The organism is Myxococcota bacterium (assembly GCA_041389495.1).
Classification (GTDB): domain Bacteria; phylum Myxococcota_A; class UBA9160; order UBA9160; family UBA4427; genus JAWKRT01.
The window spans coordinates 357,742-377,276 of sequence record JAWKRT010000002.1 but is presented as its reverse complement, the minus strand read 5'-3'; the positions used below and the strand labels follow the sequence as shown (position 1 = coordinate 377,276).

18 protein-coding genes are annotated in these 19,535 nt (G+C 75.3%); 8 read left to right on the top strand and 10 right to left on the bottom strand.

All coding sequences use genetic code 11. The annotated features are described in order from the left end of the window. Position 1 precedes the first annotated feature (1 nt). The 3 genes from R3E88_12405 to R3E88_12395 all read right to left on the bottom strand — a co-directional run bounded on the left by R3E88_12405 (position 2) and on the right by R3E88_12395 (position 3,044). On the bottom strand, positions 2–1,192 hold the full coding sequence (locus tag R3E88_12405) for a glycosyltransferase (protein ID MEZ4217275.1): 1,191 nt from the start codon (positions 1,190–1,192) through the stop codon (positions 2–4). Position 1,193: 1 nt separating this feature from the next. Continuing rightward, positions 1,194–2,537: a glycosyltransferase gene (locus R3E88_12400; protein MEZ4217274.1), complete on the bottom strand. Its 1,344-nt coding sequence runs from the start codon at positions 2,535–2,537 to the stop codon at positions 1,194–1,196. A 141-nt stretch (positions 2,538–2,678) separates the two neighbouring features. Further along, complete coding sequence (locus R3E88_12395) at positions 2,679–3,044, bottom strand: response regulator (protein MEZ4217273.1); 366 nt, start codon at positions 3,042–3,044, stop codon at positions 2,679–2,681. 165 nt (positions 3,045–3,209) lie between these two features. On the opposite strand from R3E88_12395, the gene R3E88_12390 reads away from it, so the two are divergent. Continuing rightward, positions 3,210–4,577, top strand: coding sequence for a sigma-54 dependent transcriptional regulator (locus tag R3E88_12390; GenBank protein ID MEZ4217272.1), 1,368 nt, complete (start codon positions 3,210–3,212; stop codon positions 4,575–4,577). 134 nt (positions 4,578–4,711) lie between these two features. Here R3E88_12390 and R3E88_12385 read toward each other — a convergent pair whose 3' ends face one another. Next, entirely contained in the window at positions 4,712–6,949 is a 2,238-nt protein-coding gene (locus R3E88_12385) for a HAMP domain-containing sensor histidine kinase (GenBank protein ID MEZ4217271.1), read from the bottom strand. A 45-nt stretch (positions 6,950–6,994) separates the two neighbouring features. Here R3E88_12385 and lnt point away from each other — a divergent pair, with 45 nt between their 5' ends. The 4 genes from lnt to R3E88_12365 all read left to right on the top strand — a co-directional run bounded on the left by lnt (position 6,995) and on the right by R3E88_12365 (position 11,203). Then, complete coding sequence (lnt, locus tag R3E88_12380; protein MEZ4217270.1) at positions 6,995–8,596, top strand: apolipoprotein N-acyltransferase; 1,602 nt, start codon at positions 6,995–6,997, stop codon at positions 8,594–8,596. Then, positions 8,590–9,258: a hypothetical protein gene (locus R3E88_12375; GenBank protein ID MEZ4217269.1), complete on the top strand. Its 669-nt coding sequence runs from the start codon at positions 8,590–8,592 to the stop codon at positions 9,256–9,258. Before lnt ends, R3E88_12375 begins: the two co-directional genes overlap by 7 nt. A gap of 62 nt (positions 9,259–9,320) precedes the next feature. Continuing rightward, positions 9,321–9,806, top strand: coding sequence for a hypothetical protein (locus tag R3E88_12370; GenBank protein MEZ4217268.1), 486 nt, complete (start codon positions 9,321–9,323; stop codon positions 9,804–9,806). Continuing rightward, complete coding sequence (locus R3E88_12365) at positions 9,803–11,203, top strand: hypothetical protein (protein MEZ4217267.1); 1,401 nt, start codon at positions 9,803–9,805, stop codon at positions 11,201–11,203. Before R3E88_12370 ends, R3E88_12365 begins: the two co-directional genes overlap by 4 nt. A 3-nt stretch (positions 11,204–11,206) precedes the next feature. On the opposite strand, the gene R3E88_12360 is transcribed toward R3E88_12365, so the two are convergent. Both R3E88_12360 and R3E88_12355 read right to left on the bottom strand, forming a co-directional pair. Beyond that, complete coding sequence (locus R3E88_12360; GenBank protein MEZ4217266.1) at positions 11,207–12,607, bottom strand: MFS transporter; 1,401 nt, start codon at positions 12,605–12,607, stop codon at positions 11,207–11,209. Then, the gene (locus R3E88_12355) at positions 12,597–13,736 is read right to left on the bottom strand and encodes a citrate/2-methylcitrate synthase (protein ID MEZ4217265.1); all 1,140 of its coding nucleotides are present in this window, start codon (positions 13,734–13,736) and stop codon (positions 12,597–12,599) included. Before R3E88_12355 ends, R3E88_12360 begins: the two co-directional genes overlap by 11 nt. A 289-nt stretch (positions 13,737–14,025) precedes the next feature. On the opposite strand from R3E88_12355, the gene R3E88_12350 reads away from it, so the two are divergent. Both R3E88_12350 and R3E88_12345 read left to right on the top strand, forming a co-directional pair. Next, entirely contained in the window at positions 14,026–15,213 is a 1,188-nt protein-coding gene (locus tag R3E88_12350) for a hypothetical protein (protein ID MEZ4217264.1), read from the top strand. Next, positions 15,210–15,587, top strand: a complete 378-nt coding sequence (locus R3E88_12345) for a carboxymuconolactone decarboxylase family protein (GenBank protein ID MEZ4217263.1) — start codon at positions 15,210–15,212, stop codon at positions 15,585–15,587. The genes R3E88_12350 and R3E88_12345 overlap by 4 nt, the downstream gene beginning before the upstream one ends. 43 nt (positions 15,588–15,630) lie before the next feature. Here the strand turns inward: R3E88_12345 and R3E88_12340 are convergent, their stop codons facing one another. Genes R3E88_12340 through R3E88_12330 form a run of 3 tightly spaced genes read right to left on the bottom strand, consistent with a single transcriptional unit; the run spans position 15,631 to position 17,489 of the window. After that, complete coding sequence (locus R3E88_12340; protein MEZ4217262.1) at positions 15,631–16,074, bottom strand: hypothetical protein; 444 nt, start codon at positions 16,072–16,074, stop codon at positions 15,631–15,633. A 40-nt stretch (positions 16,075–16,114) separates the two neighbouring features. Further along, entirely contained in the window at positions 16,115–17,077 is a 963-nt protein-coding gene (locus tag R3E88_12335) for an alpha/beta hydrolase (protein ID MEZ4217261.1), read from the bottom strand. Between the two features lie 49 nt (positions 17,078–17,126). Continuing rightward, positions 17,127–17,489 (bottom strand): EthD domain-containing protein, encoded by a 363-nt coding sequence (locus R3E88_12330; GenBank protein ID MEZ4217260.1) that lies wholly within the window; start codon positions 17,487–17,489, stop codon positions 17,127–17,129. Positions 17,490–17,569: 80 nt separating this feature from the next. Between R3E88_12330 and R3E88_12325 the strand changes: the two genes are divergently transcribed. Further along, entirely contained in the window at positions 17,570–18,337 is a 768-nt protein-coding gene (locus tag R3E88_12325; protein ID MEZ4217259.1) for a glucose 1-dehydrogenase, read from the top strand. 54 nt (positions 18,338–18,391) lie between these two features. Here the strand turns inward: R3E88_12325 and R3E88_12320 are convergent, their stop codons facing one another. Beyond that, positions 18,392–19,465 (bottom strand): dihydrodipicolinate reductase, encoded by a 1,074-nt coding sequence (locus R3E88_12320; GenBank protein ID MEZ4217258.1) that lies wholly within the window; start codon positions 19,463–19,465, stop codon positions 18,392–18,394. Positions 19,466–19,535: the final 70 nt, after the last annotated feature.

The window sequence follows — 19,535 nt, the reverse complement described above, 5'->3', positions numbered from 1 at the left end:
GCTAGTCGACCCGGGCCCGCCGGAACTCGGCGCGCAGCGCGCCGGCGTTCGCGATCAGGTCGAAGTCGCGCTCGATGCGCTCGCGGGCGGCGCGCGCGAGCCGCGTCGCGGTCGCGCCGTCGGCGAGCACGCGGTCGATCGCCTGCGCGATCGAGGCCGGGTCGTGCGGCTTCACGACGAGGCCCGTCTCGCCGTCGCGCAGCACCTCGGGAATGCCGGTCACGTCCGTCGCGATGCACGGTGTGCCGAGCGCCATCGCCTCGAGCAGGACGGTCGGGAGGCCGTCGCGGTTTCCGTCGCGCCCGACGACGCACGGCGCGACGAACACGCCGGCGCGCGCCATCTGGCGCGCGACCTCGGAGCGCGGGAGCGCACCGCAGAGGCGGACGTGCTCGGCGAGCCCCGCACTCCGGACGCGCGCCCGCAGCTCGTCCTCGAGCGGCCCCGCTCCGATGATCGTGCACGGCACGGGATACCCGCTCTCGGCGAGGATCGCGCACGCCTCCACGAGGTCCTCGAAGCCCTTCTTCTCGACGAGTCGCCCCACCGCGAGGATGGAGCGCTCGCGCGGCGCGTCGACGAAGCGATAGGCGTCGAGGGGCAGGCCGTTGTAGATGCGGACGAGGCGGCGCGCGGGAAGCCGGCACTCGCGCTCGAGGTATTCGACGTTGAAGTCGCTCACCGTCACGACGCACGCGGCGTGGCGCGCGATGCGCGCGAGCCCCTCGGTCGTCACCTCTTCGTGGAAGATGTCCTTGGCGTGGGCCGTGAGCGTGAACGGCACGGCCGCGAGGTGCGCGGCGAGCGCGCCGACGCGCGCCGCCGCCGTCGCGAAGTGGGCGTGCAGGTGCTCGATGCCGGCCGCGCGGACGTGCGCCGCGAGGTGGACGGCCTGGGCGACCTCGCGCGCGTCGAGGCCGAGCGCCGCGTCGAGTCGGCCGAACACGTCGGGGATCCGCGCGGCCGCCGCCTCCACGCCCTCCCACAGCGTCGTCGCCTTGATGCCGTCGAAGTGGAGATAGCGGACGGGCGCGCGCACCGACGCGATCAGGTCCTGGAAGTGCGCGTCGTTGGGCGCGCGCAGCGCGAAGATCTCGAGCTGCTCGCCCGCGCGCTCGTGGGCGAGGATCTCGTTGACGACGAACGTCTCGGAGTGGCGCGGGTAGCGCTTCAGGACGTAGCCGATGCGCACGTCAGTGCCCCCCGCCGACGGGCGCCGGGCCGGGCGCGAAGGCGAAGGGCGAGCGAGACGGCGCGGTCGAGGCGAGCAGCTCGCGCGCGAGCTCCGCGACGCGCGCGAGGCCGCCGAGGTCGAGCTTCGCGCGCTCGGTCGGCACGCCGTCGATCGGCGCGCACATCCAGCGCGACAGCGCGGCCGCGTCGAGCTCGTCGGGCAGCAGGACGGCGTCGATCGCGCCGATCGCGCGGAACCGCTCGGCGCGCAGCCGCTGCTCGACGCGCGGGTGCGTGCGCGGAACGACGAGCGCGCGCTTGCCGTACGAGGCGATCTCGCACATCGAGTTGTACCCGCCCATGCTCACGACGCACTCCGCGCCGGCGACGAGCGGCGCGGGCTCGCCGACCGCGTCGACGACGTGGAGGTCGCCGCGTGCGCTCGCGCGCGCGCGCAGGCGCGCGAGCGCGCCGGCCGGGCAGAACGGGCCGGCGACGACGACGCCGTGCCGGCCCGCGCCGAACTCCGCGTCGGCGAAGGCTTCCGCGAGCCGCGCTCCGTCCTGGCCTCCGCCGACGAGACAGAGTGCGAACGGCCGGTGCGGGTCGAGCGTCGGGACGTGCTCGCGCGCGAACGCGGCGAAGTCGGCGCCCGCGTTCTCCGCGCGCGCCCGCTGATCGAGGTAACCCGCGAACCGGATCTTCCCGTCGAGCGCCGGCGACAGGCCGTCGAGCCGCGCGCGGTCGTAGACGGACGGGTCGCCGTAGATCCAGACCTGGTCGTAGTAGCGGGCGATCGCGCGCGCGTGATCCGACCGCTCCCACTCGAGACGCGTCACCGCGGCGTCGTCGCCGATGTCGCGCAGGCCGAGCACGAGCCGCGTGCGTCCGCGTCGCGAGAGCGCCTCGAGCGTCGCGGAGAGCTCGCCCACCGCGCCGCGCGGCACGTTGTCGACCACGAGCAGATCGGGCTCGTAGGCGACGAGCGCCGCGCGAACGGTCTCGCTGCGCAGCGCGATGAGCGCCGGGAGCGGGAGCCGGAGGCTGCGCGCGCCGTAGCTCCCGTCGGCGTGCTTGCGCAGCGCGGGCAGCGTCAGCGAGTCGAAGCCGCGCGGGAGACGCGTCGCGTGGGCCTCGCGCGCACCGCTGATCAGCAGCACGTCGATCTCCCAGTCGACCGAGCGCGCGATGGCCTCCGCCACGAGCGCGTTCCGACGCACGTGTCCGAGGCCCATCGTGTCGTGCGAGTAGAGCGCGATGCGCGGCCGGCGCGGCGAGGAAGGGCTCACGAGCGCTTCGCTCCTCCCCGCGTCCGGCATCGGGCCGGTCGCGGACTCGAAGGGCAGGATGGCGGTGGCGGTCACGGCGTCGGACTCCGCGGGAGGACTTCCCGCAGTCACCGGACTGCAATCGTTATGCCGTGCTCTTCACGAAGCTGCGTCGTCGCGACGCGCGGCACCGCGCGATACGACGCGCACACCGCGTGAAGTCGCCCGGCGGGCCGCTCATGCGGCGCGGTCGCCGTGCACGAGCCCCTCGACGCAGCGCGCGAAGGCGGCGAGCTCGAGCGGCTTGCGGAGGAAGTGGGCGACGCCCGACGCGTCGAGGCGACCGTCGTCGACCTCGGCCGAGATCACGAGCGAGTGCGACGCGCCCGTCTCGGGAAGCAGGTCGAGCCCGTCGCCGTCGGGCAGGCCGACGTCGAGGACCGCGGCGTCGACGGTGCCCTCGCGCAGCAGCGCGCGCGCCTCTCCGATCGACGCGACGGCGAGCACGTCGTGGCCGCGCCGTTCGAGCAGGCGCGCGAGGTTCCGGCGCAGGATGGCCTCGTCCTCGACGAGCAGGACGCGGGGTCGGGCATCGCGGTCCACGTGCACCTCCGAGGCGTTCGAATCTCGCGCGGGAGAATTGCAAGGGCGGTGCCACCGCCCCGCCCGCCCTCCCGATGAGCAACGCATGAAGGCGCGCGATATCCCCCGGCGACGCGCGAAATCGCCCGTCGGAGCGCGTCGGCGCCGGTGCTAGGTTGGCCCGCCATGGCGAGCATCCTGGTGGTCGAGGACGAGAGCCTGCTGGGCCGCCAGCTGCAGCGCGCGCTCCAGGGAGCGGGCCACAACGCCGCGCTCGCCGGCAGTCGCGCCGAGGCGCTCGACGCGTTCGCGACCGCCGAGCCCGACCTCGCGCTCGTCGACCTGCGGCTCCCCGACGCCTCCGGTCTCGACGTGCTGCGCGACCTGCTCGAGCGCGCGCCCGAGCTGCCCGTGCTCATGATGACCGCGTACGGCTCGGTGGCCGACGCCGTGCAGGCCATGCAGCAGGGCGCGGCCGACTACCTGCAGAAGCCGCTCGACCTCGACGAGCTGCGCCTCGCCATCGACCGCACGCTCGAGCGCCGGCGCGCCGACCGCGAGCTCGCCTACCACCGCCGCCGCGGGGGCAGCGCGCGCGGCCACGTGATCGGCACCGACCCGCGCATCGCGGCGATCTTCGAGCAGATCGATCGGCTCGCCGACGCGAAGCTCGCGCCCGGCAAGCGCCCCACCGTGCTGCTGACGGGCGAGACGGGCACGGGCAAGGGGCTGATCGCGCGCGCCGTCCACGAGGCGCTCGGCGGCGGCGCGTTCATCGAGCTCAACTGCACGGGGCTTCCGTCGACGCTCGTCGAGGAGGAGCTCTTCGGGCACGAGCGCGGGAGCTTCACCGGTGCCACGGGGGCGCGCGCGGGCCTGTTCGAGGCGGCCGACGGCGGGGCGATCTTCCTCGACGAGATCGGCCACCTCGAGCTCGGCGTGCAGGCGAAGTTCCTCAAGGTGATCGAGGACAAGCGCGTGCGGCGGCTCGGCGCCTCGCGCGACCGCGCGCTCGACGTGCACGTCATCGCGGCGACCAACGCCGATCTCGACGCCGCCGTGGCCGACGGCGCGTTCCGCGCCGACCTGTTCCACCGCCTCGCAGTGCTCGCGTTCGAGGTGCCCCCGCTGCGCGAGCGGACGCAGGACATCCCGGCGCTCGCGCGTCACTTCTGCGCCGAGCTCGGCCACCAGTACGGGAGGCCCGGTGCGTCGTTCGACGGCGATGCCGAGAAGCTGCTGCGCCAGTATCCGTGGCCGGGGAACGTGCGCGAGCTGCGCAACGTGATCGAGCGCGGCCTGCTGCTCGCGAGCGGAGCGACGATCGACGCGAGCGTGCTCGCTCCCATGCTGCGCGCGGCGCGCGGCAGCGAGGCGGCCGCGGGAGGGCGCTACGTGCTCCCCGACGGCGGGATCCACATCGCCGAGCTCGAGGCGGACCTGATCGCGCAGGCGCTCGAGCGCGCGAGCGGCAACCGCACGCAGGCCGCGAAGCTGCTCGGCCTCACGCGCGACCAGCTCCGGTACCGGATGGAGAAGTTCGAGATCGACTAGGCACGGCGCTTGCTGTGGCTCGTCGGCAGGAACGGGATTCGCGTCCGGAGGGCCCGCGTGCGGGCGACCTCCGGCGGGGAGTCGGTACGCATGCCCCTCGGTCGGAACGATCGCGCGCGCCGCGCGGCCCGCAGCTACGCCGCAGCGGGTGCCGCCGCGGGCACCTCGAGCGCGAACGCCGTGCCGCCCGCACCGCTCTCGACGAGCTCGACGCTCCCGTCCTGGCGCTCGAGCATCTTGCGCACGGTCGCGAGGCCCATCCCCGTGCCCTCCTCGCGCGTCGTGAAGAACAGGTCGAACACGCGCGCCTGCACGGCCGCGGGAATGCCGCGCCCGGTGTCGCGCACGACGACGCGCACGCGCGCCGCATCCGCCTCGATCCCCACCGCGACGCGGCCGCCCTCGCCCGTCGCGTGCAGCGCGTTCCCGACGAGCTCGAGCAGCGCCTCCTCGAGCTGGCGGGGGTCGGCGTGCGCGTAGATCGGCCCCTCCGCGCGCGCGACGACCTCGAGCGCGACGCCCTGGCTCGCGGCCCGGCTCGCGAGCACGGAGCGGACGTTCTCGACGACGGTGCGCACGTCGACGCGCTCGATCTCGGGCGCGAGCATGCGCGCGAAGTCGAGCAGGCGGCGCACGCGCTCGTCGAGCCGGTCGGCGCCCGCGATCAGGTCGCCGAGCGTCTCGGCGCGCTCGGCGGGGTCGTCGATCTCCTGCGCCATCTGCGCGGCGGCGCGAATGCCGGCGAGCGGGTTGCGGACGCCGTGGGCGACGGCGCCGGCGACCTCGCCGATCGCCGCGAGGCGCTCGGCGCGCACGAGCGCGTCTTGCGCGGCGCGCAGGTCCTCGAGCGAACGGGCGCTGCGGATGGCGGTCGCCGCCTGGCTCGCGGCGCCGACCGCGAAGTCGCGCTCGGCCGCCGAGAACGGCGCACCCGACGACTTGGCGCCGCAGCGCAGCGCGCCGAGCCGGTCGTCGCCGTGCACGATCGGCTCGACCAGCGCGAAGCCGCCGCCCGCGACCTCGGGGCCGAGCGCGATCTCCACGGCGTCGACCTGCAGCGCGAGGCCGACCTCGCGCGCGACGATCTCGACCGCCTCGGCCTCCGAAGGACGGGCGGCGAGCAGCACGGAGAGGCGCTCGAGTCGCCGCGCGGCGTCGAGGTCGGAGCGGTAGAACACGCGATCGATCGCCGACTGCACGCGCCGGTACAGCGGGTTGAACGACGCGGCGACGCCGACGAGCAGCGCGAACTCGACCGGCGTGCCGCGCGCCCCGCTGCGGATCAGCCAGCGGTCGAGCACGAGCAGGAGCGACGAGTAGCCGACCGCGAGGCCGGCCGTCGTGACGCCGTAGCCGACGGCGAGCCGCGCGAAGCGCTCGGCGCGCAGCAGGTCGTGGCGGACCGTCGCGAACAGCACGGCCGCCGGGAAGACGGGCAGGAGGAACGTCACCCACGTGAACGAGAAGCCCGCGCCGAGCCCGAAGAACGCGAGGATCGCGAGCGCGGGCACGAGCAGGCCGCTCACCGCGGCGGCGAGCACGATCGCCGCGCGCACGCGGTCGTCGGTCGTCGCGCCGCGCAGCGCGGCGTGCGCGAGGCCGGCGAGCATTCCGACCGTGATCGCGGCGAGCTCGACGTACGCGACGAGCGTCGCGATGCGCGCGCGCTCCGGGGCGTCGTAGAACCACGCGACCTGCGCGGCGAAGGTGGCGGCCGCGACCGCGCCGAGCACGGCGAGCACGCCGCGCCGCAGCGCGCGCGTCCCGCGCACGGCGGGGAAGTGCAGCGCGAGCGCGGCCACGGGCAGCGGGCTCGCGGCCTCGACGAGCTGACACAGCCGCGTGAACCGGTAGGCCGTGAAGTAGTCGATCGCGAGCGCGAAGAGCAGGCCCATCGCGACGGTCGCGCCGGCGAGCGCGCGCGCCTGCGCCGAGTCCGGCCGCAGCGCGAGCGCGACCACGCCGATGCCCGCGAAGCAGAACGCGTTGAACAGGTAGTTGCCGAACGTCGCGACGAAGCTCTGGAACGAGAGCCGCATCGTCGGGACCGCGTAGTCGCGCTCCCCCTCCTCCGTCGCGACGCGGTAGCGGACGACCGTGCCGGCCCGCCGCGCGCGCGCGGCCTCGAGCAGCGCGCGTCCGCCCTCGAACGGCGCGCCGTCGACCTCGACGATGCGACCGCTGCCGAGCGGAAGGCCGGCGAGCGCCCCCGTGAAGCTCTCGTCGTGGAACGCGACGAGCGCCCCGTTGTCCCATACGAGGAAGCCGGGGAACGGCCGCTCGCGAAGGCGGAGCGAGCCCTGCGCGACGGTCGCGAGGAGCGCCGCGACGAGCGCGCCGAGGACGAGCGCGGGAACGAGCGACCTCTGCACGCGGCGACACCTCCGGAGCCGGCGATCGTACCCTGCAGCGCGCGCGTGCGCGCCGCGGAGCCCACGCAGGCACCCCGCCTAGCGACGCGCCTCGCCGCGACGCGCGCCCGGCGCGGCGCGCTCGCGCTCGGCTGCGGCGCGCTCTACGCGGCGGCCCAGCCGGGAGCGCCCTTCGGCTCGGCGTGGCCCCTCGCCTTCGCGTGCGGCGTGCCGCTCGTCGTCGCGCTCGCCGGGCGCGGCGCGCGCGAGCGCGCGGTGCTCGGCTGGCTCGCCGGCACGGCGGCGACGTGTCTTTCGACGGTGGTGCCCGCCGCGGTGAGCTCGACGGCCTACTTCGGCGTCTCGCCGTGGGAGGCGCTCGCGATCGCGCTGACGGTCGGGCAGGTCTTCGGCGCGGGGAGCATGGCCGCCTTCGCCGCGCTCGCCGGCCCGCTCGAGGAGCGGAGCGCCGCGGTCGCGATCGCGCGCGTCGCCGTCGCGTGGACGGCGGCCGAGCTGCTGCGCTCGACGCTCTTCACCGGTCTCCCGTGGATCCTGCTCGCGCACGCGCTCACGACCGCGCCCGCGCTGCTGCAGCCCGCGGCGTGGACCGGCGCAGCGGGGCTCGCGCTCCTCGTCGCCGCGGTGAACGGCGCGTTCGCCGTGGCCGCGCTCCGCGGCGCGGCGGCGCGGCGCCCGGCGTTCGCGGCGCTCGCGGGCGTCGGCGCCTGCTTCGCCGCCGCCTATCTCGCGTCGGGGCTCGCGGACGGCGGCGCGGGCGGCGCGCCGCGGCCGGGCGCCGTGCTCGCGTCGGGAACGGGCGGAACGGGCGCCGTGCACGTGCGGCTCGTGCAGCCGAACGCGCGCGCCGCCGCGCGCGCCTCGAGCGCGGGCGTCGGCGCAGAGCTCGACCGGCTCGTCGCGCTCACGGCGGCGGGCGGCCCGGTCGACCTCGCGGTGTGGCCCGAGAACGCGCTGCGCGCCGTGCTCCCCGCGAACCTCGGGCTGCTCGCGCGCGCCTGGCCCGATCGCGCGACGCGCCCGCGCGCGCTCCTCGTCGGCGCGCCGCGCAGCGACGCGGCCGAGCCCGGTGCGCTCTTCAACTCCGCCTTCTCGCTCGACGACGCGTTCGCGGTCGAGGCCGTGCACGACAAGGTCCACCTGCTGCCGCTCGGCGAGTACGTGCCCGCGCCGCTGCGCGCGCTCGGCGTCTCCGGCCACGACACGCGGGCCGGCGAGGCACCGCGCGTGCTCGGCGCGCGCGACGGCCTGCGCATCGGCGCGCTCGTCTGCTACGAGATCGCCTTCGCGCCGCTCGCGCGTGCGCTCGCGCACGACGGAGCGGACGTGCTCGTGAACGTCGCGAACGACGGCTGGTTCGGCCGCACTGGCGCGGTCGAGCAGCACTTCGCATCGGCCGTGCTGCGCGCGGTCGAGACGGGCCGTCCCGTCCTGCGCGCGACCCACACGGGCGTCACCGCGGCGATCGACGCCTGGGGGCGCGTGGTCGCGCGCGCTCCCGAGCACGCGGCGACCGCGCTCGACGCCGACGTCGTGCCGGGCGGTCCGACCACGGCGTTCGCCGCCACCGGCGACGTCGCGGGCCCGGTCGCCTGTGCCTTCGCCTTCGCTCTCGCGCTCGCTCCCCGGAGGTCCTCCCGATGTTAGGCTTCGACGGCTCCACCCCCGACCGGCGGACGCCGACTCTCCTCGCGCTCTTCGGGCTCGTCGCGCTCGTCGGGGCGGGCTGCGCGAGCGCGCCCGCGGCGCGCGGGCCCGTCGCGCCCGGCGCGGGAATCGCGTTCGACGTCGCGAAGCTCGAGACGGACAACGGCCAGACCGCACTCGTGCTCGAGCGCGACGGAGAAGGAGTGCGCCTGCTCGACGGCCGACGGCTCCTGCTCGCCGCATACGCGATCGACGGTCGCACCATCACCGTGCGCGACGCGGACGACCGCATCGTCGGGCGCATCGAGGATCGCGGCGACGCGTTCGTGCTCACGCCCGGGGACGGCGACGCCGCCCGCGCGCTGCGGCTCACGCGCGAGCCCGACGGCGACCTCGCGCTCGAGCGCGGCGAGGCCGTGCTGTTCGACCTGAAGGCGCGCGAGTACGGCTACAAGATCGTGGCCGCGGACGGGTCCGAGCTCGGCCGCGTGCGCGCGGGCGACGGCCGCATCGCGGTGCGCAACGAGGCGCGCGAGACGGTGCGCCAGACGCGCGCGCCGATGCCGGCCGCGGGCGTCGCCTGCCTCGTGCTCCCCGGCCTCGCGCTCGCGGACGCCGGCGGGCTCTCGGTGGCGACCGTCGTGTGGGGGCTCCCGGAATGACCGCGTTCGCAGGCACTCGCGCGAGGTGCGCCGGGGCGCGCCTCCTTCCGGCGCTCGTCGCGATGGCGCTCGTCGCGACCGCGCCCGCCGCCGCGCGCGCCACGCCGACCGACCCCGTGCTCGCGATCTACGCCGCGCGCGCGGCGCGCGGCGACGCGCGCACGCGCATCCAGCTCGACGCCGTGTTCCCGCAGCAGGACCTCGTGCAGATCCCGTATCCGATCCAGGTCGTGGTGTGGGACGGCGTGGGCGGTGCGCAGTACGTGCGCTTCGACCTCTCCGACGGCGCGTTCGAGGGAAGCCACGCCGGCCTCGCCGACGGGCTCGATCCGGCCGACGCGACGGCGCTCGCGAGCGCGGGCGCGCCGTCGGCGACCGCGCGCCACGTGCTGGTCGCGAAGGGGCGCATCGAGCTCGAGCTCTCGACCGCGTTCCCGCTCGCCGACGCGCGCGTGCGCATCTTCGTGATCGACGGCGGGAGCCCCGTGCTCTCGAACGAGATGCCCGTCGACGTCGTGCTCGACGCGCAGCCGGGAGGCGGGTCGTGAGCGCGCGGCGTCGGAGCGCAGGCGCGGCGCGCATCGCCGCGGTGATCGCGCTCGCGCTGGCGTGCGTCGCCGGCGGAGCGCGCGACGCGCGCGCCCAGGATCCCGTCTTCTCGGGCGACTTCGTCGACCCCGCGACGAGCGAGATCGTCGAGCTCGTGCCCGGCGCGCCCTGGGTGCTCCCCGACGCGTCGGTCGTCCCGAACCCGCAGGCGATCGGCGACGTGGACCTCGTCGTGCGCACGGGCCTGACCGGCTTCGCCGGCGCCATCCCGCCGACATCGCCGCTGCGCATTCCGAGCGCGGTGCCGATCGCGATCGCCGAGCCCGCGGGCGCCGGCGCCTCGATCCCGGTCGTCGTCGCCATCTCGGACGGGACGACGCCACCCGCCGAGGGGATGGCGATCGTGTCGCCCGAGCTCGAGGGCGACCCGGTGCTCGTGATCGCGTTCGCGGACCTCGACGGCGACGGCTTCGTCGGCGTCACCGCGCTCGACGGCGACCCGAACGACGAGACGATCGAGGAGCAGGAGATCGCCGCCGTCGGCCGCCGCTTCGGCTTCTTCGCGAGCGGCCAGGCGCCCGCGCAGCTCTTCGTCGGCGTCGCCGGCCCCGACGAGGCGCCGCTCCGCATCGTCGCGACCGCCGTCGCCTACGTCGGTGCGACGAGCCCCTCGTTCTTCGGCGGCGTCGTCCCGGATGGGCCCGCCGTGATGACGCGTCTGCCGGCGCTGCTCCGCACCGATCCCGACGACGTGATCGACGGCAACCTGCCGGGGCCGCCCGGCGAGAACGAGCCCGTCGGCGTCGAGGTGACCGACCACTTCACGCCCGACCCGGTGCGCGACGACTACGGCGAGGCGTTCACGCTGGTGGCCGACGGGAGCGACGCGACGACGGACGTCGCCGACGCGAAGAGCGGCGCCGTCGCGTCGTTCGGCCTCGCGCGGCTCGCGAGCAGCGCGACCTACGACTCCGCGACGGGCCACCCGCTGCGACCGGGCCTCGACGCGGCCGGCGCGCGCGCCGTCCTCGAGATGCTGAACCCGCTGGTCGTCGACACGGGCGCGGGCGTCGAGGCGGTGCGCATCGTGCCGACGGATCGGCTCGGCAACGTCGCGACGCTCGGCACGCCGACGCTCGCGACCCTCCGCGCGGGCCCGGGCCTCGCGATCCGCGCGCCCGACGCCGACGCCGACCCGACGAAGGAGACGCTCCTCGTGCTCGACACGCGCGGCGTGGGCATCGATCTCGAGGGCGCGGGCGCGCTCTCCGTCGAGCTCGTTCCCGAGCCGTCGGCGATCGCGCTGCAGGCCGGAGCGCTCGCCGCGCTGGCCGCGCTCCGCGCGCGCCGTCGGCGCGGGCGCGGGCGCGGGCGTGCGCACGGCGGCGCTCGTTAGGCGCTACCGGACGGCCGCGCGCGGCTCGCCCGGCCCCGACTCGTCGTCTTCGCCGTCGAGCGCGGCGAGCACGGGGCGCTGGAGCGCGCCGGCCGACGGGCGCAGACCGATCGTGCGCAGCGGGATCGGCGTCGCCGACGCGGGCACGACGTCGGGCATGCCGCGCAGCAGCGGGAGCGCGACGAAGCGCGCGATCGCCGACGCCACGAGCACGGCCGCATAGGCCGCCGCGCCGCGCCCGACCGCGTCGAGCAGGACGCCGCCGATCACGCTGCCCACCGCGATCGCCACCGCGTTCGCGAGGTTGTACGCGGACAGGATGCTCGTGCGCGTGCGCTGCGGAATGTGCTCGAAGAAGGACAGCAGGCTCGCGAGCTCGAACGCGGCCCACGCGACGCCCGACCACAGCTGCACGGCGAAGAGCCAGACGAAGTCGTCGGTGACGAGCCACGCGAGCGGGAGCGGCACGATCCACATGCTCGCGTGCCACAGCACGCGGCGCGTCCCGACGCGCTTCGTGACGCGACCGAGCAGCGGGAGCGCGGCGACGCGCGCGAGGAACGCGGCGCCCGTGAGCGCGGTGAACCCGACGTAGTCGTAGCCGAGGGGGCCGAGCATGTACGGCGTGAAGAACGGCGCGGCGACGTAGACGCTCGCCTGGAAGACCAGCAGATAGGCGAGCAGGCGGCCGTGGCCGCCGGTGCGCAGGTGCGCGCGGATGGCGGCCGGCGACACGCGCGTCTCGCCGATCGGCACGGGCGCGGGCTCGCTCTGGCGCGAGAGGTAGAACGCGGAGATCGCGCGCGCGGCGAACGCGACGCCGAAGGCCGCGACGTAGCCCGCGAGCGGGACGCCCTTCTCGCTCGCGAGCTGCAGCACCGCGCCGCCCGCGACGAGGCCGAGGAGCAGCGCGGCCTGCGCCCAGCGGCTGCGGCGCGCGAAGAAGCGAACGCGCACGCTCGCGGGAACGATCGTGCCGGCCCACGTGTTCCAGGCCGGGCTCGCCGCGAGCCCGAGCCCCCAGTAGAGCGACGCCGTCGCGAACAGCAGCCACGGCGACATCGAGCCCGCGAGCGCGGCCGCGGCGAGCGGCACGAAGCTCGCCGCCTGCAGCGACGCGCACAGCACGACCCAGCGGCGGTGCGAGCCGAGCCAGCCGACGGCCGCCGGCGTCACGAGCTGCAGCACCCCGCCCGCGAGCATCGGCGCCGTCGCGACGAGCGCGGCCGTCACGTCGCCGAGCCCGAGCGCGAGCGCGAACGGCGCGAGGTAGCTCTCGCCGATCCCGACCATCACGCTGAACGAGAAGCCGTCGAGCAGCATCGCGCGCAGGTCGGCGCGCGTGCGCTGCGCGCGCGCGTCGGTGGACGGGGCGTGTGGAGAGCCGTGCGCGTCAGCGGTCATCGATGGCCGTGTAGCTGCGCCCCGTCGCGCCGACGTAGCGGCCGCGCGGGCGGTAGATGCGGTTGTTCGCGTACTGCTCGAGCACGTGCGCGCACCAGCCGACCACGCGGCTCATCGCGAAGATGGGCGTGTAGAGGTCGGTCGGGATGCCGAGGCTGTGGTAGACGCTCGCCGAGTAGAAGTCGACGTTCGGGATGAGCCCCTTGCGCGCCGCCATCTTCTCCTCGAGCAGCCGGCTGATGTCGTAGAGCTCGGGGTGGCCGGCCTCGCGCGTGAGCCGCTCGCTCATCCGCTCGAGGATCTTCGCGCGCGGGTCGCCCTCCTTGTACACGCGGTGCCCGAAGCCCATCACCTTCGCGTTCTGCGCGAAGGCGCGCTCGAGGAAGTCGTCGACGCGCGAGGGATGGCCGATCTCGAGCAGCATCCGGATCACCTGCTCGTTCGCGCCGCCGTGGAGCGAGCCCTTGAGCGTGCCGATCGCGGCCATCACCGACGAGTAGAGCCCGGACAGCGTGCTCGACGTGACGCGCGCCGAGAAGGCCGACGCGTTGAGCTCGTGGTCGGCGTGCAGCACGAGGCAGGTGTCGAAGTCGCGCACGCGCTGCGGGTCGGGCTCGCCGCCCTGCAGGCCGTGCAGGAAGTTCCAGGCGATCGACTGCGCCGGATCGGGCTCGAACGGCCAGTGGCCGCCGCGCACGCGGTCGTACGACGTCACGATGGAGCCGAAGCGCGCGGTGAGCCGCGTCGCCTTGCGCACCATCGCCGGGTTCGTGAGGTCGTTCGCGTCCGGGTCGTGGAGCGTGAGCCCGGCGACGACGGCGTGCAGGAAGTCCATCGGATGGACGTCCTTGGGAAGGCTCAGGAGCCACGCGAACGCCTCGGGCGGCAGCGCGTAGCTCTCGCCGAGCAGCGCGCGCAGGCGGGCGAGCTCGTCGCGCTTCGGCAGCGCGCCGAACCAGAGCAGGTGCATGACCTCTTCGAACGACGCGTTCGCGGCGAGGTCCTCGATCGTGTAGCCGCGGTAGAGGAGCGTCGTGCCGTGGATCGTGCTGATCGCCGTCGAGCAGGCGATGACGCCTTCGAGACCGCGATCGATCGCGCCTTCGTAGGAAGCCGGGGAGTCGGACATGGCTGTCGCCTCGGAACGCCCTCGCGAGCGGGCGACCCACCATCGGACGAGCGCGAACCGACCTCGAGAGAGGGGGGCGGTCCGAGCGAGAACGCGGCGGGCGGAGGCCCGGCGAAGGTGTCCCTGCTCGGAGTCCGCGGTGACGGGGAAGGCGGGAAGCTGCGCCGACCTGGCCTCGTTCCCGCTCCTCCGCGGACGACCGTGCGCGCTGTGTAGCAGGTTGGGAATGCCGCGAAAGACCGCCGCGCGCGCGACCTCCGCGCGACGCGCGTTCGGGTAAGCTCGGCGCATGCCGCGCCGCGTTCCGTTCGCCCGCCACCGCGCCGTCGCCTCCCGCCTCGGCGCCGCGTGCGCGCTCGCCGCGGCCCTCGCATGCGCGACCGGCATCCCGCGCTACGTCCGCGGCGACGTCGCGTCGCGCGCGGAGGCGCCGCTTCCCGACGAGGCGAGCTACGCGGTCGTCGTCGCACCGCCGACGGACGCGACGCTCGATGCGATCGCGGCCGGCGCCGTCGCGCGCGCGCTCGCGGGCCGCGCGTGGCGGCCTGCGCCGGCGGACGGCGGCGACGTCGCCGTCGAGATCGCGCTCGACCGCGCCGCCGCGGACGCCGCATCGCTCCTCGAGGCCGACGCGCGGTACGCGCGCCGGCTGTCGGTCGACGTCCGCCGCACGGACGCGACGCGCGAGCGGCTCTGGCGCGCGGAGCTCCGGAGCGACGGCGCGGGCGAGCCGATCGAGGTCCTCCTCGACGACTACCTGCGCGTCGCGCTGAGCAGCCTCGGGCGCGACCGCGCGCCGTCGCGCTTCGCACTGCGCGCCGATGCGCGCGGCGCGGCGGCACCGCCATCCGCCGCGCGCGCCGACGCGACTCCTCTCGCGCCCGCCGCCCCGTCCGCACCGGCGCCCGCGCCGGGCTCCGCGGCTGCGCCCGCCGGTGCGTCGGCCGCGGCGTCGCCGCCCTCCGCTCCGCGCGCGGGGACGCCGCGCACGGCCGCCGACGCGCTGCGCGAGCTCTTCGGGGCGGCGCCGCGCGACGGCGCGCGTGCGACGTCCGAGGCGACGACGCCCCCCGGAGCTGCGGAGTCCGCCGACGGGAGCCTCGCCGCTCCGCCCTCGACGCCGCCCGGCCCCGAGTGGCGGCGCGCGCCGGGCACCGCGTGGCAGCCCGCGCGCGCGCCGTGCGAGGCGGGCGACGAGCGGCAGGCCGTGACGTGCGCGGTCGAGGTCGTGCGCGCGACGGGCGCCGCGCGTCTCGTCGTCGCCTACGCGACCGTCGCGCAGGCCGAACGCGAGTGGCCGCGCGATGCGGCGGCGACGGTGGACGCCTTCTGCGGCGTCGCGCAGCGGCGCGGCGCGCTCGCGAGCGCGGAGGTCGTCGTGCGCGCTGCCGGCCGCGAGCGGCGCTTCGGATGCGACGCGGCCGCGTCCGAGGCCGCGCGATCCCCGTCCCGCGACCAACGAGGAGAGCAGGAGTGAGCGATTCGGAACGCTATGCGCAGGGTGCGAGGTCGCTCGAGCGCGTCTACGCGAACGCCGTGCCCGCGCCGCCCGAGGGCTCGAGCGACTTCATGGATCTGATGGTCCGCCACGTGTTCGGCGAGGTCTGGACGCGCGACGGCCTCTCGGTCCGCGACCGCCGTCTGCTCGTGATGGGCGTGATCGCGGGGCGCGGCGCGGCCGACGTGTGGCGCATCCAGGCCGCCTCGGCGCTCGCGAACGGCGAGCTCGACGCGCACGCGCTGCGCGAGTGCATCATCCAGCTCGCGCCGTACGCGGGCTATCCGGCGATCAGCGGGCTCGTGCAGGTGACGGAGCAGGTGATCGCCGAGCACGCGAAGGAGAAGGCCTAGCGGACGCGGCGGCGCACCGGGCGCCGCCGCGCCGTCGACGATGCTAGGCGCCGTGCTCCTCCGTCGGGAGGTAGACCTGGAACAGGTCGCCGAGCGCGGCGTCGGAGTGCGCGGGCACGGGGTAGAAGGTGCGGATCGTCACCGAGCCGTCCTCCCCGAACTCGAACGTCTCGATGCTGTTGCTGTAGGTCGACTTCCCGTCCTTCTCGAAGTGGTTCTGCATCACCCACGCGACGTGGCCGCGGTTGAAGAAGAGCGTCTCCTTCGGCGTCGCGAAGCGCACGCGCTTCTGGAACAGGTCGAACGAATCGAGCGCGCAGTGCTGGAAGCCGTGCTTGGGCGGCGTGCCGACCGGGTCCCACATCGTGAAGTCGCCCGGCGCGACGTCGCGCCAGTTCCGCGCCCAGCCGTCGCGGTCGCCATCGTTCCACAGCCGCACGTAGTCGGCGGCCCACTTCTTGAGCTGCTCTCGGGTCGGGACCGGCATCGGCTTCCTCCTCGGTTCCGGCTTCGGATGGCCGGGGTTGCTAGTCGGCGCCCGCGGCGTCGAGCCGCGCGGCGATCCACGCGTCGAGCCGCGCGGCGAAGGCGCGCGCCATGGCGGTCGGGAGCGCCATGAAGCCGTGCGGCGAATCGGGGTAGACGGCGAGCTCGACGTCGACGCCCGCCGCCGCGAGCCGCGGCGCCAGGAAGAGCGAGTCGTCGAGCAGGTGGTCGACGCCGCCGACCGAGACGAGACACGGCGGCAGGCCCGCGAGCTTCGCGTAGAGCGGCGACACGTCGGGCGCGCGACGGTCGGCGAACGACATGCCGGGCGTGAAGCACTCGACCATGAAGCGCATGCCCTCGTCGGTCAGCATGTCGGGGTGGCCGCCGTTGTCGGCCCAGCTCGGCGTGCCGTTCAGGTCGTAGACGCCGAAGACGAGGTTCAGACCGAGCAGGCGGTCGCCGGCGCGCAGGCGGTCGCGCACGCGCAGGCCGGTGACGAGCGAGAGGTGGCCGCCGGCCGACTCGCCGCCGATGAACATGCGGCTCGCCCCGAACTCGGACGGCCCCTTCTCGAGCAGCCAGCGCGCGGCGGCCTCGCAGTCGTCCGGGCCCGCCGGGTACGGGTGCTCGGGCGCGAGCCGGTAGTCGACGCTCACGACCGCGAGCCCGTGCGCGCGTGCGAGGTGTTCGTTCGCGAGGTCGTTCATCACCGGCTCGCCGATCACCCAGCCGCCGCCGTGCAGGTGCAGGAACAGGCCGCGCGCGCGTCCCTCCGGACGGAAGATGCGGACCGGGACGTCGCCGTCGGGGCCGGGAATCGACGTCGCGACCGCGAGCGACGACGGCGCCGGCGGCGCGAGCTTCCGGAACGACTCGCGCTGTGCGCGCGCCCTCTCGAGCGGCGACGCGTCGCGCGCCGTGTCCTCGACCGTCGGGATCGCCGCGAGCAGCGCGCGCGCCTCCTCGCGATGCCCCTCGAGCTCGTCGTCCCACAGCTTCATCGCCCGGCCGCTCCTCTCCGCGCGCGCTCGCTCCGCGCGCGCGGCAGCTTCAGAAGATCTCGTGCTCCACGGTCAGGAAGACGGACGAGCGCGCGAAGTCGATGAACTCCGCCTCGTCCTCGAACAGCGCGCGGCCCGCGGCCGCCGCATCCTCGCCCTCGCCCGCCATCGACGCGAGGTCGTCGAACCAGACCTCGGTGATGCCGTCGTACGCCGGCGCCGTGCCGCGCCCCTTCGCGAGCTCGTCGTTCATCGGCCCGGGGAGCGTGTGGCTCTGCACGTAGCGCTTCATCATGGGCAGCTTCGCGCGCAGCTTCCGCACGAGCGGCCCGTGCACGTCGAGCCAGCGGCGCTGGAACTCCTCGACGCTCATGTCGGGCTTGCGGCGACAGCAGAAGACGAGCTTGACCATGGCTCCCCCGGCCGGGTAGAGGGGGCGATCCTACCAGCCGCACGCGGCGCCGTGGGAAGCGGAGAGTGGAGGAGGGGACCGTGGCGAAGCCCGATCCGGCGCTCGCGCCGAGCCTCGAAGGACGCGTCGCGCTCGTCACCGGGTCGACGCGCGGGCTCGGCCGCGCGATGGCGCGCGGCTTCGCGGCCGCCGGCGCGCGCGTCGTCGTCTCGGGCCGCTCGCAGGACGCGTGCGACGCCGTCGCCCGCGAGATCGAGGCCGACGGCGGCGAGGCCATCGGCATCGCGGCCGAGATGGAGCGCATGGCCGACCTCGACCGGCTCGTCGAGGGCACCGTCGCGCGCTTCGGCGCGCTCGACGTGCTCGTGAACAACGCCGCCGACGCGACGCTCGGGCTGCTCGAGCAGCTCACCGAGGAAGACTGGGATCGCGTGCACGCCGTCAACGCGAAGGCGCCCGTCTTCCTCGCGATCAAGGCACTGCCGCACCTCGCGCGCAGCGGGCGCGGCTCGGTCGTCAACCTCATCTCGGTCGGCGTCTGGAACGGCACGTTCGCGATGGGGCTCTACCGCTCGAGCAAGAGCGCGCTGCTCGGCGCGACGAAGGTGATGTCGAAGGAGTGGGCGTCGCGCGGCGTGCGCGTGAACTGCATCGCGCCCGGCACGTTCGAGACCGACATGATCGGATGGATGGACGACGACGTGCGCGCCCGCGCGAAGGAGATGGCCGCGCTCGGCCGCTTCGCCGACCCGGCGGAGCTCGTTCCCGCCGCGCTCTTCCTCGCCTCCGACCAGAGCTCCTACGTCACGGGCTCCGTCATCACCGTCGACGGCGGCCTGCTCTCCTGAACGACGCCGCCGCGGTGCGAGCGGGATGCGCGCGCCCGCCCGCCGCCGGCCCGCTCACGGCGCGACGAAGCCGCGCGCGGTGACGAGCGGCAGGTCGGCGTACGTGCGGATGCCGGGCTCCGCCTCGCACACCGCGGGGATGGCGTGCACGGCCGGGAGCCCCGTGATGATCATGCCGAGCTGCATCCAGTCCTCGGCGCTGCGCGCGACGAAGTCCTTCGGCGGGCGGATCTCCGTGCGGAGCCGCAGCGTCGGCATGCCCTGGATCTCGACGAGATAGGCGTGCTCGATCGGCCACGGCTCCTCGACGTAGCGCCCCATCTTCCACTTGAAGCCGACGTCGAACACGACGCGCCCGCCGCGGATGCCGTGCCATCGCCCCTCGATGCCGGCGACGTGGCCCTTGCGGATCGTCATGAAGCCGAGGTCGTCGTCCTGCGTGGCCGGCGCATAGCGCGCTTCGAAGCGCACGTCGTCGAGCGCGATGCCGAGCGCGTCGGCCATCACGTGCAGGCCGTCCGCGAACACGAGCGACCCGTCGCGCGCGAGCGCGTCGAGGCCGGGCTCGTCGACGGGATGGTCGAAGCCGACGCTGCGCTGCGTCTCCGCGGACGCGTAGCCGGACGCGTCCTGCGACTCGGTGATCACGATCCGGTCGATGCGACTGCACGCGCCGGCGGCGACGAGCGCGAGCAGGTTGCTGAAGCCCGGGTGCATGCCGGTGCCGAAGATCGTGCTGCCCCCGGCCGCGCAGGCCTTCGCGATGCGCTCGCGCTTCGCGTCGCCGAGGTAGCCGTGCCCGGTGAGGAAGTGCGCGGTCGTCGAGACGTCGATGCCCGCCTCGAGCAGACGGCACAGGACGTCGACGTCCGGCCAGATCGGCGTGTAGCAGACGCAGTCGGGGGCGAGCGCGACGAGCGCGTCGATGTCGTCGGTGGCGAGCACGCCGACGGGGTCGATGCCCGCGAGCACGCCCGCGTCCTTCCCCACCTTGTCGGGGCTCCACGCGTGGCAGCCGACGAGCTCGAGCCCGGGGCTCGCGCAGATCGCGCGCAGCGTCTGGGTTCCGACGTTGCCGGTGCTCCACTGGACGACGCGATAGGGCTTCTTCGGCGGGCTCGGCGGCATGGATCCTCCCGATGTGCGCGCGGCGCGCCATCCTGCGCCCGCCGTCCAGCGATCTCAAGTCGCTCGAGGC

What these genes read in the sequence shown, in the direction of transcription:
- R3E88_12390 (MEZ4217272.1), top strand. Translation starts at nt 3,210, where the DNA reads ATGGCGAGCATCCTGGTGGTCGAGGACGAGAGCCTGCTGGGCCGCCAG.
- R3E88_12375 (MEZ4217269.1), top strand. Translation starts at nt 8,590, where the DNA reads ATGTTAGGCTTCGACGGCTCCACCCCCGACCGGCGGACGCCGACTCTC.
- R3E88_12370 (MEZ4217268.1), top strand. Translation starts at nt 9,321, where the DNA reads ATGGCGCTCGTCGCGACCGCGCCCGCCGCCGCGCGCGCCACGCCGACC.
- R3E88_12360 (MEZ4217266.1), bottom strand. Translation starts at nt 12,607, where the DNA reads ATGACCGCTGACGCGCACGGCTCTCCACACGCCCCGTCCACCGACGCG.
- R3E88_12355 (MEZ4217265.1), bottom strand. Translation starts at nt 13,736, where the DNA reads ATGTCCGACTCCCCGGCTTCCTACGAAGGCGCGATCGATCGCGGTCTC.
- R3E88_12350 (MEZ4217264.1), top strand. Translation starts at nt 14,026, where the DNA reads ATGCCGCGCCGCGTTCCGTTCGCCCGCCACCGCGCCGTCGCCTCCCGC.
- R3E88_12340 (MEZ4217262.1), bottom strand. Translation starts at nt 16,074, where the DNA reads ATGCCGGTCCCGACCCGAGAGCAGCTCAAGAAGTGGGCCGCCGACTAC.
- R3E88_12335 (MEZ4217261.1), bottom strand. Translation starts at nt 17,077, where the DNA reads ATGAAGCTGTGGGACGACGAGCTCGAGGGGCATCGCGAGGAGGCGCGC.
- R3E88_12330 (MEZ4217260.1), bottom strand. Translation starts at nt 17,489, where the DNA reads ATGGTCAAGCTCGTCTTCTGCTGTCGCCGCAAGCCCGACATGAGCGTC.
- R3E88_12320 (MEZ4217258.1), bottom strand. Translation starts at nt 19,465, where the DNA reads ATGCCGCCGAGCCCGCCGAAGAAGCCCTATCGCGTCGTCCAGTGGAGC.